This is a genomic window from Secundilactobacillus folii, assembly GCF_009720675.1.
Lineage (GTDB): Bacteria > Bacillota > Bacilli > Lactobacillales > Lactobacillaceae > Secundilactobacillus > Secundilactobacillus folii.
Window position 1 is genome coordinate 1 of record NZ_WNJO01000009.1, and the last position, 18087, is coordinate 18087.

The following is an 18087-nucleotide window of genomic DNA, read 5'->3' on the forward strand; positions in this document are numbered from 1 at the left end:
AGTTTAGGTATATAAGATACATGTGAGAAATCGAAGGAATACAAGAAAATAACCCCTACAGAGTACCACTTTTATAAAACATCTATATATTAAAGAACAGTAGCAATTATTTGACGTCGATAATCAGTTAACACATCACCTGGGAGTTCTTCATCAAAGACAGTTTTAGCTTCATCAACAAATTTACCCGGATTTAAAATCGAAGTGCAACACCCATAAGTTACACAAATAGGCCATGGAGACCCATACTTTAACTACCACAGAAAAAGAAAGAGGTAACTCCATGACCCAATCTAATAGTCGCACTGCTTACAATATTACCAACAGCTATCAGCGGAAGAACGCGGTGAAATTCAAGCCTTTAAAAAAAACCGTCATTCAATCCGCTGGATTGCTGCCAGCCTTCACAGAAGTCCTAGCACTATCAGTAGAAAAATTAAGTGCGGTACGGTTCGTCAGCTTAATTTTGATTACTTGCCATACTTTAGTTATGCTGGACAAGCAGTTCACGAAAAACGTCGTTCACGCTGTCATGCTAAGGGATTACTAGGAGTACGCTGGCTGTTCTTTTCGATGTTATGTAAGGCACTAAAACGATGTTTCCGTACCGATAGTGTTGATAGCTTCGTGCATCGTTTCCAACAGATCCATCCTGACAAACCATGTCCTTCAACACCAACTGTCTACCGTTATATTGATTTAGGCTTATTACCGCTGCGAAACTATGATCTACCAATAAAACTACGTCGACGAGTTAGAAGCGGTCGTCAAACCCACGAACGGTTGAATAAAACGATTCTTGGAACTTCCATCGATGAGCGACTAGACGTTGTTAACCAGCGGCTTAGCGTTGGTGATTGGGAAGATGATATAGTGAAGGGCAAACAGGTCGCAAACAAACCGGCCATCATTACGCTCATCGAACGAGTGACGCACTTTGAAATCATGGTCAAAATTCCTGATTACCATGCGGAAACTTGTAAGCAGACCCACCAAGGCATTCTTGACTCTTATGGGTCTGAACACTTCCGCTCGATTGCCTTCGACAACAGTAGTGAGTTTTCATTGCTCAACCAGGTTAAAGGCACGCAACTCGACTTTGCCCATCCTTATTCGCCTCGGGAAAGAGACACTAATGAAAATCAGAATGGTTTACTTCGGGAGTTCATTCCCAAAGGTAAGCCGCTACACGCTTACGATTAAGGTTACATTACTGCAGTTCAAGATGCCCTCAACTGCCGGCTTAGAAACTATTTGAGCGCTGCTGAAGCGCTACAACTCTGCTCACCAATTACGTTTCAATTGCACTAACTTGGTTTCTAATTCTCCATGGTCATATTGGTACTAGGTATTGCACTTGATTTGACAATTCGGGAAAACATCTTAATTCCAGTTAATCTTAAGTTCTTTTAAGGTATTAATTGCTGATCCCAAAATTAAAATTGAAGTGTAACACCCAACAAAATTTTTTAGTACGCAAATAGGCCGCGGAGAACTACACTTTAAATATCAACGAATAAAGAAAGAGGTATCTTCACGACGCAAGTAAATAATAACTGCTGCTCATAACTGCCAGCAACTATCAGAGACTGAAAGGGGTGCTATCCAAGTGGTCCATGAGAATCATTGCGCTATTCGTGAAATTGCCAGCCGACCTCATCAGGATTCTAGAAAGATTAGCCACCAACTTAAGCGGGGACTGTGCGCCATTTAAACCTCAAGTACTTGCTTTATTTTAAGTATCATCCTGATGCAGGACCGGAAAGTCATCTCGAGCACCGGTCACACTGACATTATAAGACCCACTAAAACGGCGTTAGCTATTGTTCATGTGCTGGCCACAGCCCTAAAAAACTTCCGGGTTGATAATGTGAGTAGTCTTGTCCAGCAATTCCGATGAAAACACTCTGATACACCTAGTCCTTCAACATCAACGGTTTATCGTTTCATTGATTCAGACCGGATGTCCTTACATATCACTAACCTCATCATGAACCTTTGCCGCCGGATCAAAGACACTCATAGAACCCATCAACGCCTATCCTCAGAACTTCTACTGATAAGAGTCCAACGATTATTTTGAAACGGACGACCGCCGGGAATTGGAAGGTGATCTCGTAAAAAATAAACGTACTGAGAATCAGCCATCACGACTTTGACGAATCATTTAAGTTGTTACGAGATCATTGTGAAGATTCCCAATTACCAAGCGACTACTTGTCGCGATGCCCCGCAGAACATTATCAAGATCCTTAGCTCAGAAAAATTTCATTCAGTCACGTTTAACATTAGTAATGAGTTCTCGCGGTTAAATCAGATTCAGGGGGCGAAGGACTATTTTGCCCCATCCTTACTTACACTGAGAAGATGTCAGCAACGAGAATCAAGATGATTTAATCTGCGAGCTCAAACCCAAAGGTAAGTCGATACGTACCTATGATGGTCACTATGTTGCCAAAGTGCAATATGCGCTTAATCACTGCCTACGGAGATCTTTGACCTATTTCAGCGCTAGTGAAACTTTTGAATCCTTTTCATCGTTTCAAGTCAGGTTACGTTAAATGTGGCTCCTACATGGTCGGAAATTTCTGGTAAGTGTTGTACTTGAATTGACAATCTGAGATTCAATTTTTCTCAACTGTTTACTTTAAATCTGCAAATTCATCGAAAGAATTGAATATTCTATTAGAATAAGTATTATATCCATAATTTTTGACAGAATCTTGTACACTTTTAGAATCAGGTAAAATATACTTTTTCGTAACTATATTCGTGATAATTTTTGACAATTCTCTGAAATTGCCTGGACGGTATAGCCACCCATTCCTGTTCGAAATAATTTCATTAGGTCCCATTGGACAGTTTGAAGAAATGAGGCTTATGCCACGTGCAGCGGCTTCACATAAGACCATACCAAATCCCTCAAATCTAGATGTCAGTAATAGTGTGTCAGCTTCATTTATATGCGCCCATACATCCGGATAAAACCCTTGAAAATTAATAGATATATTCTTAGGTATCCCTTTTTTTAGATCGTTTAAGCGTTTCTTTGTTTCCGTGCTTACATCACCATACAAATCCAGAATGACCTTATCCGAAACCCTGATCAAGGAAAGGGCTTTAAAAAGTTCAGAAACATTTTTTTGCCCTTCATAATCAATTCTACCAATGTAAATTAATCTGTTCTGAGATCCACTTCTCCGAATCTCTGTAGCCTTGTTCACATCAATAGGGTTAAATATTAGTTTGATTTTTTCTTCAGGAACGCCGTATTCTAAAATTTCATTCTTTATTCCTTGACTGATTGCCCAAAAATAATCCGTACTGTTTAAGTATATTTTTTTAACTTTTTTCTTTTTAAAGGAGTAGTGAAACCACGCTATAGTTATTGTATCGACATGAAATGCTTTTTTTACAAAAAAGGCAAATGACCATATGATAGGATTAGTAGCAACCAAAAAATCAGGTTTCTCTGTTAAAACAAGTTTCGTAAGTAAAAAGGGCAGAAGAAATATATATAACATACTCTGTACCATACGATTATTTGTAAAATAATAAATTTTTTTATTCCAGTGATCCATCCATAAATAATCTTTTGAACCACCAAAACTTACTAACTTCCAATCGAATTTCCGAAGCTTTCGATTCGAGGTTACTGCCTCATAAAAGTTCTGTATGACAGTTTCAGTCCCCCCCTTGCCGGATAAATACGGGACGGCTATGATCACTTTTGGCATATATTACTCCTCCTGCAATGTGGAACGTCTCTAAAAATGAGTCTGTGTTTTATTTTCCTTTTTTATTACGAAAAACTAAATTTTTTAAAAGTATGTTTTTAACCTATAATTTCTCACCTGACTTCTACGTATTTAGGTGTTTAATTGATAGCCGCATATCAAGCAACACTTCCTCTTAATATTCATAAACTCTTTTTGCTGCGTTGAATAGCCACTTAAATCAACGGCAATCATCTCTCTATACAGAATATAAAATAACCATTTACAATAATGGTCCAATAGCTATTTTTTCATAATAAAGATATTAATGGATTTGAGTCAAGGCTTTAGACACAATTTTGTAGAATTTCTACCTAACTAATTGCTCCTTGCCATCTGGGGTAAAATATCCATCTGCACTGATCATTCGCCAGGGATTACAAAAACTCTCAGTGTAACTAAACTAAACCAAATTGGCTTTCTTGTAGTCTTTGTAAGTTTGCTGATAAACTCCCTTCTCTTTGAAACTGGCATGAAATGACGCCACTACCGAATTGTCGTATGGACAGCCACGTTTACTGTAAAGAGTGCCTAACAGCGTGTTGCTTCAACGCCATTTCAAAGGTATCACTTCGGTATTGGCTGCCCAGGTCAGTGTACAGAATCAAGCCGGTCTTGACTGTCCGGGTCTCACAGCTTGATTAAGCACCTTGACAACCAACTCGGTTGTCATATGCCCGCTTAATTTATGTGCGATAATTTTAGTCCATGATGGTTGCAAGATAGTACCAACCATCAGTTTTGATTAGAATATAAGTAATCTCAGCGACTCATTTTTATTAAGTTTGGTAGCTTCAAAGTTTTGCTTTAACAGGTTAGGGTAAATCATTGGGTCAATGAAGTTGTTGTAATCATAGCGCCACTTCTAGACAACTATTGACCGGAGGTCCAAGTGCCGCATTAGCTTTTGAACCAGCTTCAAGCTGGCGTGATAGTCTTCACGCTGAAGTTCCTCATGAACTTTAGGAGCGCCATAAAAGCGCCGATAATCAAAGTAGAGGCGACTGAATTGTGCCTATAAAACTTGGCGTCGCCTAAACTGCTTTGACCTAGCTGGATGTTGTTGCTGATAGTAGATTCCTCCGCACAAATGGAGTATCTGACAGACTTCTTCAACACTACGCGCTGGTACCGTTGCTTTAATGACTGACTGCCAACCTTGATGCTTACTTTTTTGCGAATATGGTTAAAGTTTTATTAAGATATCGTTCTCACTTTCCAGCTTGGCAATCTTCGCCTGCGTTGCTAACAAGTTGGCTTTGGAGGCCTTGGTATTATCATCTTTCTTGTACAGATCATTCCACTTATAAATTGTGGCATTGGCGATCCCATATCCGCTTCTAAGATCAGTGACTAATGTCCGCCTTCATACAGCTGGACGATCATCTTCTTGAATTCGATAGAATATCGCTTTCTCTTGTTCATAAGACACTCACAGTCCTCTCTAGTAGAGATTCTACCAAATCGTGTCTACACTTTATAGTAATAGACTGTCTTAATTTTACAAATAATTTTTTACCATGCCGGACTTATATAATTTCTTTTTACTGATTGTAGAAAGTAATGGCAATTTTGCCAATGCCCAGCCAACCACAGCTACTCCTGGAATCTCGGTCCATAAGTGCTCAACCTTTTCCCTAGAACACTGATAATACTTCACTACAAGTTTTAAATCTTTCCAAAAATCAGATAGATTTTTTTTGTGGAATCTCTTCATAATTCGCAACCGCATATATAATTCTGAATAAGTTACTTTCTTCAAGTTTGCCATTGAATTCTTACCGGTTACATGAACAATACTTGAAATGATATCTATTGTTTTAAAATCACTTGGCTCAAAGTTTGTTACCCAAAACCACCAATCTTCACAATAATTGATTGACTCATCAAATGGAATCAAAGTACCTACCCGTTTAAATATTACAGACTCAATCATAAATGGATTGCGTACAAAAAGCCCATTCACACTCCTTTGATTTACTAAATGCATCGATGTTCGATGTAAATTATCGTTAACCACCTGACTCCTTGAACAAACGGCAGTCACCCCATGAGCTTCTTCCAAAATATCAATACCCGTTTTTATAAAGTCTAAACTACCCTCATCATCCGCATCTAGAAAATAGATATATTTTCCTTTTGCTTTATTTAACCCAACATTTCTTGCCACACTTCTCCCTGGGCTACAATGAAAAAGACTTATTTTTTTATCTTTCTGGGCTATCTTTTTCACTATGTCGGAAGTACCATCCTGGGAGTTATTGATTATCACAATAATTTCATGCTCACAAATTAAGTGCTTTACAGAATTAATTGCTCTAGCAATAGTTTCCTGATTGTTTGCAGCTGGAATTATTACAGATAGCAAAATTTGCTGATTCATTTTAACCAAAGTACTGCCTCCTTAAAACCACAATTAATCTACATTAAAATAAAGAATTATTTCAAATTTACTCGAAAAACATTAGAATCTATTAAAAATATATAATCCATATTCATCTTTTGCAACTACCATATTTGCAAAACACATATTACATATTCCAAAAATTTGTTTTCAAGGTATTTAGCATCACATTATCTCAAAATTAATATTATTCTAATTTTCCTGATATTCTGCGTATTGAGATAGATAATAAATAAACATTTATATGTCTAAAACTTTCGGAATTATTAAGTTTTTTTAGTTAGTCGAAGCTACATATTGAACATCTCTGCACAACGGTTTATAGAAATGAGCTCCTAATAAAAAATTATATTAAAAATATTTGTAATTTTTGCTTTATCAACAATCGTAATGAGAAAATCATCAATCAACGTGTTTGTAAGAAACTACTTTATCCAAAATCATTATTAGGGTAATATGGCATCCTTGATTCCATATTCACCTTAATAATTATAGTCGAGTATCTCGCAGACATCCACTGTTTTCTAACTGCTACACCTTCATAAATGAATTGAACTAAATTAGTAGGTACTACCGACTTTATTGATAACTTCTTCAGAAATATGACGAACTGTTAAATCAAGCGAAACACTTTATCAAAAGGGACCTCATAGGATGTCAAAAGGTTTAAAAGCTTTTTAGAACGGTAAGTTTAACTGATTTTGACACGTTTGAATATTGGTTGTAATGTGTTGATTTTGGGAAAGTATTCCCGAATCGACCCATTCATATTTTCATATTTTCACTTTTTCCTCTTTGCTCAAGCGGATACGAATCTGGTCAGTAGATGGTAATCCCTATCTACTCCCGAATGTTCTCCAACGCGAGAAACTCAACACCATGATTAGGCGTAAAAGAAAAGCAGAACTCTTTTGGGACATTACTGAACCTTCTTAATTAGGCCGCTCTTTCCAGAGTTGATAATTTTTACCGTCTCAGCCGATTAGCGTGTACCCACTAAATCGATCAACAGCTGTTTCAAGAACTGGCCCACCATTCTTTACCATCACAGTATCAATTTTCCAATCACCTATTCGTTTTCTATCATTGATAAAATTTGGCCTTTTGGCTATCAGATTGTAATCAACATTGGGTTGTTCATGGCATCGACTGTGCCTCGTTTGTCTTCTACGACCACGATGACGTATGATTCGACGAATTCCAGAATCATCCTCTGAAGTAAAGGGTTGACCTAAGTTATGGTTTTCAATGTGTCAGTAAATCGTGATGTATCTTTCGCAATCAGTGCCCTCCATATTCAATAGTTTGAAATTTATTCAGGGGACCAATGCTGTTCTGAAATTAGACGTATAATTAAAAGACGTAAGAGTTCATTATGATCTAGAAGTAACGGTCTGTGGCAGCTTTTTCTCTTAGTCTGATGAACCTTTTGGGCTGCACTTAGTGAATATTTATCTTCACCGTGGCTTAGTTCATGCTTGATAGTACTAACACTTCTAGGCAATCGAAAGGCAATTGCTCGTAGCAATAATTTTTAGCCATCAGTTCTAGGAACTTTCACGCTCAGATATAGTAAGATTATGATAGTTTACAATAATGTATTTCTCGTTTTTCTTGGTCGTTAAACATTGTTCCCGGGGCTATTTAATTTAATTAATGATCCACTTAGATTGTAACTGCGTCAAACATTTTAATTAATCAAATAATACACCTATTTTTTGAACTTCAGTCCTTGTAGATTATAAATGGCACACGAATAAAGACATTTTCAATATTATATTTGTTATAGTTCACTAACCCCCATCCACTTTTAATAATATAAATTAAACAGTATTGAATTTTATCTTACGCGGTGCTTCAATACTGTTTATATTTGGAAACTACAAAAGAAAAAAACATATATTTTCTATAATTTTAGTGTATAGTGCGAAATATCTGAACCGGTCTTTGCTTCACCCTTTTCCCCTTATACCCCACTTTCCGCCGATGCATAATCGTCTCCAATTCCTCATGACTCAAAACGGGAAATCCTTATCATCATCAAAAACCTCTGTGAGGAGGACTTCCTTCTTATATTTATCCTTCTTGAACGGCCACTTCTTCGGATCGCCGTTCTCCGATACCAGATAGTCCTTTAGGTCATTCTGAACATCCCATTCAAGCTGCTCGCAGTCATTGACCCAGTCGCTGACGATAAAGCAAGTGATATTGCCCGCATAATCCTGATCATCCTCAAAGTTGATCTCATCCGCCAGGGACGATAACCGTTGCATGAAATCATGCGTGTGGCCGACCTTGACGTACTCAGTATAGGTTTCCTTTCGTGAGCGCTTGAAGAACAGCGCGTACGCATAACTAGCCTTGAAGTTCACTGGTGGGCGCAAATTATTAATCGTTTCGGCATCAATTTTCACGATCATTTTGTTTAACTCCTTTCGTGTGGGTGACGCAATGATGTGACTTGCATTTAATGACTACTTGAGTTTTTTCAGTGTAAACTGCCCACCTTGATAGCCCAAGTAAAGCCGGCCGTGGCTCTTTGTCAGAATGTTATAGCTGCGAAACGGTCCTCGTCCGCCCAAATCCGCTTGGTGGCCTTTGCGGTCGTACTTGATCAGGTGCATGCGATACAATTTATGACTGTATTTCACACCTGGCGCCTTCGGTAAGTACCCCGTATACCGCCAGCTGACGTACTTACTGTGCACCGCGAGCTTAATTGCCGGTATCGCCATGTTCTTTCTGGTATGCCGTTCCTGCCAGGTATACTGCGGTTTTTCATACCAGTAGCCACGGTAAGATTTCGGAATCGTGGCGCTCGCATACGCCCGAGTCTCAGGTCTGTGCGTTGTGAGCTCGTTGAAGCCCACGCCAAGCGTGCCTAACAATAGTGCGGTGCCGAATAAGTGTTGAAATTTTTTCATTGTCCCATCTCCATTTTCATAATTAGTCATCACCGATTAGAACCAGTGGCCAAAGTCTTGATCGTAATGTGCCAACAGCTGGTTGGTTGAAACTGCTAGCCCTGAGAGGTAATCAGCCTGTTTCTGAGCCGTCTTTTCCATACTGCTGTGATAGCGCCGGTTCTCGCGCATAGCCTGCTGGCGATCCTGAGCCGCCTGGTGACTTTGCTGGCGCTCAATGGCGTCTTGAGTCTTCATTTCCTGAGTCTGCTCAGCTAACTTTTGGTTCTGAGTGTCGAGGATGGCATTCTGGTTAGTCAGCGTCGCATTCTGCTCGGCGACGAGCCCCAGCGCTTTTTGCATGGCGGCTTGCTGTTGCTTAGCAGCGGCCACTTCATCGCCGTGCATGGCATTTAACGTCTGAGCGGTTTTCTGCTGAGTCTGCAGCAGGGCTTCATTTTGATCCTTGTCACGCATGGTGTGCATCAGCTCCTGCCACGAATTCGGCCGCTCATAATGAACCGTGGCGATCAGCCGTTGCAGGTGCTCAGCATCACGGTAGTCCGGTGGCAGCTTACTGATGAGTAACTTGATCCCAGCAATCACGCCGCACCCCTGGTGGAAGTTAGCCACCAACTGCTGATAAATCGCGTTCTGGCCGGTCTTGATTTCGGTTTGAAATGCAGTTCGGTTGGCATCGTCTTCTCGTTGAACGTCTGTCAGCTGTGGTTTAAAACTGGCGTACAGCTGCTGATCCTTATCGAGCTTTTGTTGTGCCTGCTTGATCTCACGTTGGTACTTCTCCTTCAGCGGTGTCACGTCTAATGCTTGATAGTGGGCGATCTGTGTCCGTGCATTTGCCAGGTTCGCGGGTTCGGTGGTCTCTTTTGGTATCGACAGTTTGGGGACCTGTCGCTCGGCTCGCTGCCACAGTGCTTCAGTGTCCGGACCCTTTGTGAGCAGCCGGCGATCGCGACGCCAGAGGACGAACAGGTAAATGGTAATGCCAATCATTACCAAAGTTTGAACTGGACCAATTAATGCGGCGAATTCATCCCAGTGGGTGTTCGCCAGTGTTGCCGCCCTGCTGGTGCTATGATAAATGGTCTGGTTGCCCGCCCAAGCGGACAGACCGTTGGCAATCATCTGTAGAATCGTGAACGCGACCAATGCTATCCCGATATATATCCAATTGAGCGCAGTTAAATTATTGCCAAATCGTGGCGTGGCTAGTTTCTTGTAACGCGCTTCCACTTGAGTGTGGCGTTTATCCTGAAAGGTCTTTGTGCGTTGCTGTGCGTGGGCATCCTTCAAGTCCTGATACGTCTGCTCAGCTTGTTGCATGGCGTTTTGCCGATCCCCATCGACCGCGTCGAACTGTTGTTGGCTATGCTACAGCGTTTCCTCGTCCGACCGGATCATCTGCTGATAGTGCTGACCGGTCTGCGTCAATGTCTGCCGGCGCTTATGTATGGCCATCCGTTGAGGTTCGTCTTTGAAGTGGTTGCGTTCGAAATTTGTCAGTGCACTTTGAGCCTTTTCAACGTCATTTTGAACTTCCGGCAGCAGTCCAATGGTGTTGAAATAACTGTCCAACTGCTGACGATCAAACGCTCCCACGTCCAGGTTTTCGGGATCAAAGGTCGTTGAAGCTTCCTTCGCTAAACGATGACTAGAATCATCCATGTTACCCATCTCCGGTTTCTTATGTAATGATTTGAATCTTAGCCTAAATATAGCAGGGTTGCGGGGTAAATTAAATAGTAGGAACGAAATATTTTATTAAAACGTTTGTGATTGTAAGTGTATGTGCTGGCTTGGATATCGTGATGAGGTTGAAGCGCCGATTAATCGGACATTTACGTGGTGATTAAGGTGGCTGGCTAATGTGAGCGAGGATGTATTTTTAAAATACCGACTGACCGATAGTATCAAATGTGTAGACTAAGCTTCTGATATGATTAAGAAATTATCAATCTAAAGGTTCTTTTTACCCGGATTAGATGTATGATAAGGACGTTAAATCATCATTTGGGAGGATTATGCAGTGAATAATATCGTTAAGGGAATCGCTGTCGTGGGTTTATCAGTTGTTGCGTTAGGTACAACCTCGGTGACTGCTAGTGCCAGTTCGGAGTTTAAATCACACCAGCCAGTGCCAAGGTCATTTCGAGGAACTTGGTACAGTAAACGAAGCCTATCAAAGAACAGCGCCGTGAGATTTACGACCCACACGTTTACAACTTGGTCGGACGGCTACAAGTCGATTGGCACAAATAAGATGACTGGGGTGGGTCACCAACACGGGCATACTTATATTGCTGGCCTGTACACTGAACATTCTAAGGGCTCTGCCTGGTATGCGTTTGAAGTTGGGCGTTTCTTCGAAGTCCCCGGTTGGCGATACACCCATGCTCACTTGAGAAAGCATGGTAAAGTGCATCGGTATCCGGCGCTGGAACGGTCATACTCGCATTACTTCGGCAAGCATTCTGGGAAGAATGTTTACTTCTTTAAGGCTGGGGCGTGGAAGTAGTTCTGGGGTTTAGTTCAGCACAAAATAAAGAACCGGGAATGACGAGTTTCTCAAAGCTCTATAGCAACTTTGAGAGCACCCGTCACTCCCGGTTATTTTTTGCACCTCAGTTTAATTAATTGAGACGATAAATGTTCTTTCAATAAATGGTCAATTGCATTATATTTCTGAAGATTGTGCTTGACCAGTCTGGCCGTATTTTATAATCTACGACTTTGCAGTATCCTACACTATTCAGGCATCACCAGAATTGGCTTAACGACTTTCCCATTCTTGGAGTCCTCGAACGCTTGGTTGACCTGATCAAGATCATAGAACTTAACCAGCTTATCGAACGGGAACTGCCCCTGCTTGAACAGGTGAATTAGCTTTGGAATGAAGATCTTTGGTAGTGATGAACCTTGGAGGACGCCTTTAACCGTGTGTTCAAAGGCTAAGAAGTCAAACGCCATATTGAATTCACCTTTAAGAGCACCACCAATGATTGCTACAGTGCCAAAGATACCAACGGAACGTACCGCTTCCTCAGCCAGACCATTTACCCCAGCCGCAACAACGGCATAATCTACCCCACCAGCAGCAATTTTTTGAACCTCAGCGGGAACGTCAGACGTGGACTTACTATTAATCACATTTGTCGCACCAAGCTCCTGTGCCAACTCCAGACGATTATCGAAGACGTCAACGGCAATAATTGGATCACAATGAGCTATCTTAGCTGCCATTATTGCGGCTAAACCAACAGTTCCTGTCCCAAAAACGATGATACCATCACCTGGTTGAGGATCAAGTTCATTCAAGACCGTTCCCGCACCAGTTTGCAGACCGCAGCCCAAAGGTCCTAATAGTTTTAAGTCAACACTATCATCAACCTTGGCAACGTTTCGCGCTTGAACTTTCATGTATGAGCCAAAAGATGACTGCTGGAAAAACGAACTCAGCGGTTTACCATCCATACTGTAACGCATGCCACCGTCAATATCTTTACCGCCAAAAGTCAATTCATTCATCCGCTCACAGGCGTATGGATGACCAAGCACACATTGCTTGCAAGTCCCACAACTAGCATAGGAAACCGTCACGTGATCGCCTGGTTTAAATTCAGATACTGATGCACCCACCTTCTGAACGATACCGGCACCCTCGTGACCGAGAATCATTGGGATAGGAGATTGCCCAGTTGGTCCACCATTTGACTCCAAAATATCCATGCTGCAAATTCCACTCGCGACTGTTTTCACCAGAATCTCATCCGCTTTAAGATGGTCATCTAATTCCACGTCTCGAATAGATAGATTTGCGCCCTGTTTTTCTGCTACAGCTGCTGTGATCTGCATCATAAAACCTCCAGTCATATGTCTTGATTAAAACAAACTTTTTCAACATCAAGATATCATGCTTGGGGGGTTAAGTTTCGTGTCACTTATTGAGTTTGTGTCACATTTAACAAGTAGCCTATTTTTTGCTGAATCTAATTTGGCAAACTCATTTCCATCAGCTATTCAAATAGAAATTGACACCGATTATTAATTGACATGCATAGTTCCACAAGAGAATCAATGTCCTGATAATTCTGATTCTTAATCAAAAAAGCCCGAAGAAAAGAATAGGTCGCTCCTGCATATGAATCAGTGATAATTTCGTCATTTAAATGACTGACATTATTCATTGCCATTATTTTATGGTTCATATAAGAAATATTGCTAATGAAAATACGACCTAGATTGGCCCACTCAATCAATTCAAAGAAACTCCTGTGCTTGGACCAATATGTCAGTAGCATCTTCATCATAACTTCAGGTGTCAGTGTAGTTTGACGGAATTGGGAAATCATTTTTAGCTTAAAGTTATGAATCCTAAGCGAGATAATATCGTCCTTATCTTGATAGTGGCGGTAAAAAGTCTGTCGTGAGATACCAGCTTTCTCAGCCAGTTGTTTAATGGTCAGTGCTTGATAGTCTACTCCCTTGGATTTAAAAGAGAGTAGAGCTTGATAGAGTTTCTCTTCAGTTTGTTGTACACGCACGTTGGGCTTAGTCGTTATCATTATTGATGGTTCCTTTCGAGATTTTGGGTTATTTATATGTTTTATTGCCTCAGTATGCCATTTATTTCACTCATTTCGCAAGTTCAGACAAAGGAAACACAATATAGACAGAGTCACGATTGATTGCCCTCCGCAATTCTCTCCAACTCTTGACGATCCTGGATCAAGTAGCTCCGGTGACCCTGCTTTGAGAGCAGACCAGCATCCATAAATTCACGCAACACGTATAGCAAGTGCCGGTAGGACACCCCGAGAAATTCTGAGACCTCGGTGTGCTTTTCTTTGTACACGCCATTGTGTTCGGTCATTAAAATAAACGCGGCCAGCCGCTCTGATAGAGTCGACGTTTGGTTCTTGGAGGCAACGCGAATGTTGCGGGTATTTTTATGCGCCAAATAGAGGCAAATGTGCTTCAAAAAGATTGGGTCTACTAGTAATTGCTTTTGGATACGGTGAATTGGTAACGCTAGGCATAAACAATCGCCTATTGCCTGGACACTAAACGGATCCCCAGTTGGGTCAATCAGCTCCATCTCACCAATAAAACATGGCGGGGTAAAGAAATCAATCAGCATGGTTTTGCCATTGGCAGTCACATCGTATAATTTCGCCCGACCCTTTATCAAATAGAATAGGTACTGAGGTTGGGACGTACTTTTGATAATAAACGAGTTGGCAGGCATTCGAAAAAGTTTTGTGAGTGGCCTAATGTCAGTTGTAAATAGATCTTCAAAATGGTTTTGGTCGATCAGCCGTTGCTTTTCCGCTAAATTAAAAATTTCCTCCATATTTTCCTCCAACTGTGAGATTTCTCATACTTACTGTATCAAGCACGCCATTATAATTCAACCAGTAAGTAAGGGCTTACACTTTTGAAAATACAGGAGGATTTACAATGACTGCACGAAAAATTATTCTTGATTGCGACCCAGGGCATGATGATGCGATTGCAATGTTAATGGCAAATGCCCACCCGAATATTGATTTACTCGGGATCACCATTGTCGCTGGCAATCAAACATTAGCCAAAACGACTACTAATGCATTAAACGTTGCACAATTGCTTGATATTAACACCAAAATTTATCCCGGTATGCCACAGCCGCTTGTTCGCGAACAAGTGGTCGCAGGTAACGTCCACGGCAAGACCGGTCTTGATGGCCCAACCTTCCCTGCTCTTCACCGGACGGCAGAAAAGAAGAATGGGGTTCAATTTATTATCGACACCCTAATGGCTAGTGATGGTGACGTGACCTTAGTGCCTACTGGTCCACTCACTAACATTGCGACTGCCATGCGTACTGAACCCCTGATCATTCCTAAGATTCAAGAAATTGTCCTGATGGGTGGCGCCTATGGGACGGGCAACTTTACACCTTCTGCTGAATTTAACATTTTTGCCGATCCAGAAGCTGCCCATGTCGTCTTTAAATCGGGTGTACCAATTGTCATGATGGGACTTGATTTAACAAACCAGACCATTTGTACACCGGACATCATTGAGCGCATGGAGGCGATTGGTAATAAGGCTGGCAAGCTATTCGGCGATCTGATGCGCTTCACGCTTAAGACTCAGTTTGAAGAATTTGGCTTAAAGGCTGGACCCATTCACGACGCGACAACCATCGGTTACCTCATCGATCCATCGCTGTTTGAGACCCAGGACATGTTTGTAGAAGTCGATATCAATCGTGGACCATGTTACGGTCGGACGGTATGCGACGAGAATAGCGTTTTAAAACAACAACCTAACGCTAAAGTGGGCAAGGGCATCAATCATGACGGATTCTTTGATTTAGTGGCTGATTGCATTAAGACCTATTAAGCGGCTTTTTAGAAAGGATTTGAAGATCAATGTATGTGGCAATCAATATTTTAGGCCTGTTTGTATTTGTTTTGATCGGTTACCTTTTTTCTAAGAAAAGACGCGATATCAACTGGCGATCAGTCAGCATCATGATTGCAATCAACTTAATTTTAGCCTGGTTCTTCACGAGCTTCAGTGCTGGCCGGGCTGTCGTAAAAGCGGCGGCAGAGGGCTTCAACTGGTTAGTGCAAGTTGCTTATCAAGGAATTGTATTTGCCCTCCCAAACTGGGTAACACCGCAATTTGGCGGTACTGCAAAATCAATGAACTTTGTGACCAGCGCCCTGCTGCCAGTCTTGATGATTGTGCCACTCTTCGACATTCTCACTTATATTGGCGTTTTGCCGTGGATTATTAAGTGGATCGGTCGAGGGTTATCTTATATCACTGGTCAACCACGGTTTGAATCATTCTTCGCCGTTGAGATGATGTTTTTAGGCAATACAGAAGTGCTAGCCATCTCAGGCATTCAATTACGGCAAATGCGAGCTGAACGTAACGTGACTTTAGCCATGATGTCCATGAGTTGCGTCACCGCCTCCATTCTGGGTGCATACACGCAGATGGTTCCAGGCCAGTTCGTGCTCACTGCCGTCCCAATTAATGTGATCAATGCGATTATCGTGACTAACTTGCTCAATCCAGTCAAGGTCTCACCCGAAGAGGATACGATTGCAACGGTTGGTTCAGAAGATACTGACAACAACGGCAAGCGTGAACCCTTCTTCTCTTTTCTGGGAGATTCCATTCTGGGTGCTGGTCGACTGGTCTTGATCATTACGGCTAACGTCATCGCTTTCGTGGCCTTGGCAGCTTTGGCTGACAAGCTCCTAGCGCTCATTTGGAAGCCTTTGTCACTAGAGGGTATTCTAGGCGTGGTCATGTTCCCATTTGCTTGGTTGTTGGGAATGCCGGTTCATCAAGCCTGGATACTATCGCAGGATATGGGTCTTAAACTAGTGACCAACGAATTCGTTGTCATGGGTAAAGTCGCCGGTAGCGTGATCAACAGCTACACACCTCATTTAAGAGCCGTTTTGACCGTCTTTTTAACTTCCTTCGCTAACTTTGGCACCACCGGTATGATTATCGGTGCCTTCAAAGGCTTAGTAGATAAAGCAAAAAATGACTTAATTGCGAAAAACGTCGGATACATGTTGCTCTCTGGCATTTTAGTGTCATTGCTTTCAGCGGGGTTTGTTGGACTGTTTGTTTGGTAGGTTGAATCATTTCTATAATTAAAAAGAGCCTGTACTCTTTGATATCGATGGTAACCATCAATACCAGAAAGTTCAGACTCTCTTTTGTTTCAGTACATTAAACACTAGGCGCGTTTACGCATCATTCGTGGATATACGAAGTTCAATACTAACCCAACGATTGCGATCCCTATCGCCACATAGAACGCTTGAGCGTAACTGCCACCGCTTGAAGCGGCAATGCTGCCAGCCGTCTTAGGTCCAAAGAACGCAGCCAGTGAATAACCAATGAAAACAATACCATAATTGACACCCTGATTCACTGGACCAAAGTTTTCCATGACCATTGGCGGGAAGACGCCCATTACCCCACCGAAGCAGAGCCCTAAAGCAATAATTCCGACTGCGAAACCAGCGACGGAAGACAACGATACCAACGCAATAAAGGCTAAAATAATCACGATAAAGATCACGTATAAGGTATTGGTCCGGCCAATTTTATCCGACACACTGCCCCAGATAATACGACCTAAACAATTACAGAGTGAATAGATGCTGACGTACCCAGCTGCTGCAACGGCACTCAGTTTAAACATTTGCTGACCAATCACCGAAGCGTTTGAAGCAATCATTAAACCGGAGAACGCACCCGTAAAGAGCATCAAGAAGATCACATAAAAAATGGGCGTTTTTAACATTGCAGTCCAGTTCTTATTAGCAACAGTTTCAGTTGGATGACCATCCTCAGTATTCTGCCAGCCTTCTGGTACAAAGTTCTTTGGTGCCGACTTTATACAGAAGCTTGCGATAGCAACGATGATAATATAGGCAATTCCTAAGACCCGGAAAGCATACATAACGTCGTGACTTTCAATTAAGGCGTTGGCAATTGGTGCCGCAATGATGGCTGCACCACCCATACCAGCCGTAATAATTCCTGAAGCTAAGCCTTTCTTATCAGGGAACAATTTTATTGTATTACTCAAACAACCAGAATAAGCTAACCCTTGGCCTAATCCTGCCAGCAGTCCGTATGTGAGATACAGCATTCCTGTGCTGGTGGCTAAACCAGACAGGAAGAAGCCAAGGCCAAACATTAATCCACCAATGGTAATTGACCATTTTGCCCAACCTTTATCGGTGAAATAACCCCCTAAAATCATTGGAATAGGTGCCACCGCTGAGTTAATGGTAAACGCGATCATAATATCTGGCAGACTCCAGCCCTTTGCAGCACTCAATGGCCCTGCTAGAACACTAAATGCATAAATTGCACCCGTACACAGTAATACTAGCGTTGAGGCCGCTAATATGAGCCAACGATTGATTTTAACCGTCATCAGTAAAACCCCCTA

The 18087-nt window shown here is 41.7% G+C and carries 14 protein-coding genes and 2 pseudogenes; 5 read left to right on the forward strand and 11 right to left on the reverse strand.

Annotated features, from left to right (window positions below):
* Positions 1 to 283: 283 nt before the first annotated feature.
* A pseudogene (locus GM612_RS08325) lies at positions 284 to 1311 on the forward strand (IS30 family transposase).
* 241 nt (positions 1312 to 1552) lie between these two features.
* A complete protein-coding gene (locus GM612_RS12675; protein ID WP_425500345.1) occupies positions 1553 to 1714 on the forward strand; it encodes a hypothetical protein in 162 nt (53 codons plus the stop codon).
* 928 nt (positions 1715 to 2642) lie between these two features.
* On the opposite strand, the gene GM612_RS08335 is transcribed toward GM612_RS12675, so the two are convergent.
* The 7 genes and pseudogenes from GM612_RS08335 to GM612_RS08365 form a co-directional block, all read right to left on the reverse strand.
* Positions 2643 to 3737, reverse strand: a complete 1095-nt coding sequence (locus tag GM612_RS08335; protein WP_155431924.1) for a glycosyltransferase — start codon at positions 3735 to 3737, stop codon at positions 2643 to 2645.
* Between the two features lie 904 nt (positions 3738 to 4641).
* Positions 4642 to 4758, reverse strand: a pseudogene (locus GM612_RS12680) (IS3 family transposase); the annotation flags it as partial.
* Positions 4759 to 5277: 519 nt separating this feature from the next.
* Positions 5278 to 6159: a glycosyltransferase family 2 protein gene (locus tag GM612_RS08345; RefSeq protein ID WP_246147670.1), complete on the reverse strand. Its 882-nt coding sequence runs from the start codon at positions 6157 to 6159 to the stop codon at positions 5278 to 5280.
* Positions 6160 to 8195: 2036 nt separating this feature from the next.
* Complete coding sequence (locus tag GM612_RS08350) at positions 8196 to 8600, reverse strand: GIY-YIG nuclease family protein (protein ID WP_155431926.1); 405 nt, start codon at positions 8598 to 8600, stop codon at positions 8196 to 8198.
* A gap of 54 nt (positions 8601 to 8654) precedes the next feature.
* Positions 8655 to 9104, reverse strand: a complete 450-nt coding sequence (locus GM612_RS08355) for a hypothetical protein (protein ID WP_155431927.1) — start codon at positions 9102 to 9104, stop codon at positions 8655 to 8657.
* A gap of 36 nt (positions 9105 to 9140) precedes the next feature.
* Positions 9141 to 10427: a hypothetical protein gene (locus GM612_RS08360; RefSeq protein WP_155431928.1), complete on the reverse strand. Its 1287-nt coding sequence runs from the start codon at positions 10425 to 10427 to the stop codon at positions 9141 to 9143.
* A gap of 48 nt (positions 10428 to 10475) precedes the next feature.
* Entirely contained in the window at positions 10476 to 10769 is a 294-nt protein-coding gene (locus GM612_RS08365; RefSeq protein ID WP_155431929.1) for a hypothetical protein, read from the reverse strand.
* 361 nt (positions 10770 to 11130) lie between these two features.
* On the opposite strand from GM612_RS08365, the gene GM612_RS08370 reads away from it, so the two are divergent.
* Positions 11131 to 11619: a hypothetical protein gene (locus tag GM612_RS08370; protein WP_155431930.1), complete on the forward strand. Its 489-nt coding sequence runs from the start codon at positions 11131 to 11133 to the stop codon at positions 11617 to 11619.
* A gap of 230 nt (positions 11620 to 11849) precedes the next feature.
* Here GM612_RS08370 and GM612_RS08375 read toward each other — a convergent pair whose 3' ends face one another.
* From GM612_RS08375 to yeiL, 3 genes are all read right to left on the reverse strand, one after another.
* Positions 11850 to 12956, reverse strand: coding sequence for an NAD(P)-dependent alcohol dehydrogenase (locus tag GM612_RS08375; protein ID WP_155431931.1), 1107 nt, complete (start codon positions 12954 to 12956; stop codon positions 11850 to 11852).
* Positions 12957 to 13117: 161 nt separating this feature from the next.
* Positions 13118 to 13666 (reverse strand): TetR/AcrR family transcriptional regulator, encoded by a 549-nt coding sequence (locus GM612_RS08380; RefSeq protein ID WP_155431932.1) that lies wholly within the window; start codon positions 13664 to 13666, stop codon positions 13118 to 13120.
* A 113-nt stretch (positions 13667 to 13779) separates the two neighbouring features.
* On the reverse strand, positions 13780 to 14454 hold the full coding sequence (gene yeiL / locus GM612_RS08385) for a transcriptional regulator YeiL (protein WP_155431933.1): 675 nt from the start codon (positions 14452 to 14454) through the stop codon (positions 13780 to 13782).
* 107 nt (positions 14455 to 14561) lie between these two features.
* Between yeiL and rihB the strand changes: the two genes are divergently transcribed.
* A complete protein-coding gene (rihB, locus tag GM612_RS08390; protein ID WP_155431934.1) occupies positions 14562 to 15491 on the forward strand; it encodes a ribosylpyrimidine nucleosidase in 930 nt (309 codons plus the stop codon).
* 29 nt (positions 15492 to 15520) lie between these two features.
* Positions 15521 to 16753, forward strand: coding sequence for a NupC/NupG family nucleoside CNT transporter (locus GM612_RS08395; protein ID WP_155431935.1), 1233 nt, complete (start codon positions 15521 to 15523; stop codon positions 16751 to 16753).
* Between the two features lie 104 nt (positions 16754 to 16857).
* On the opposite strand, the gene GM612_RS08400 is transcribed toward GM612_RS08395, so the two are convergent.
* On the reverse strand, positions 16858 to 18072 hold the full coding sequence (locus GM612_RS08400; RefSeq protein WP_155431936.1) for an L-lactate MFS transporter: 1215 nt from the start codon (positions 18070 to 18072) through the stop codon (positions 16858 to 16860).
* Between the last annotated feature and the right edge of the window lie 15 nt (positions 18073 to 18087).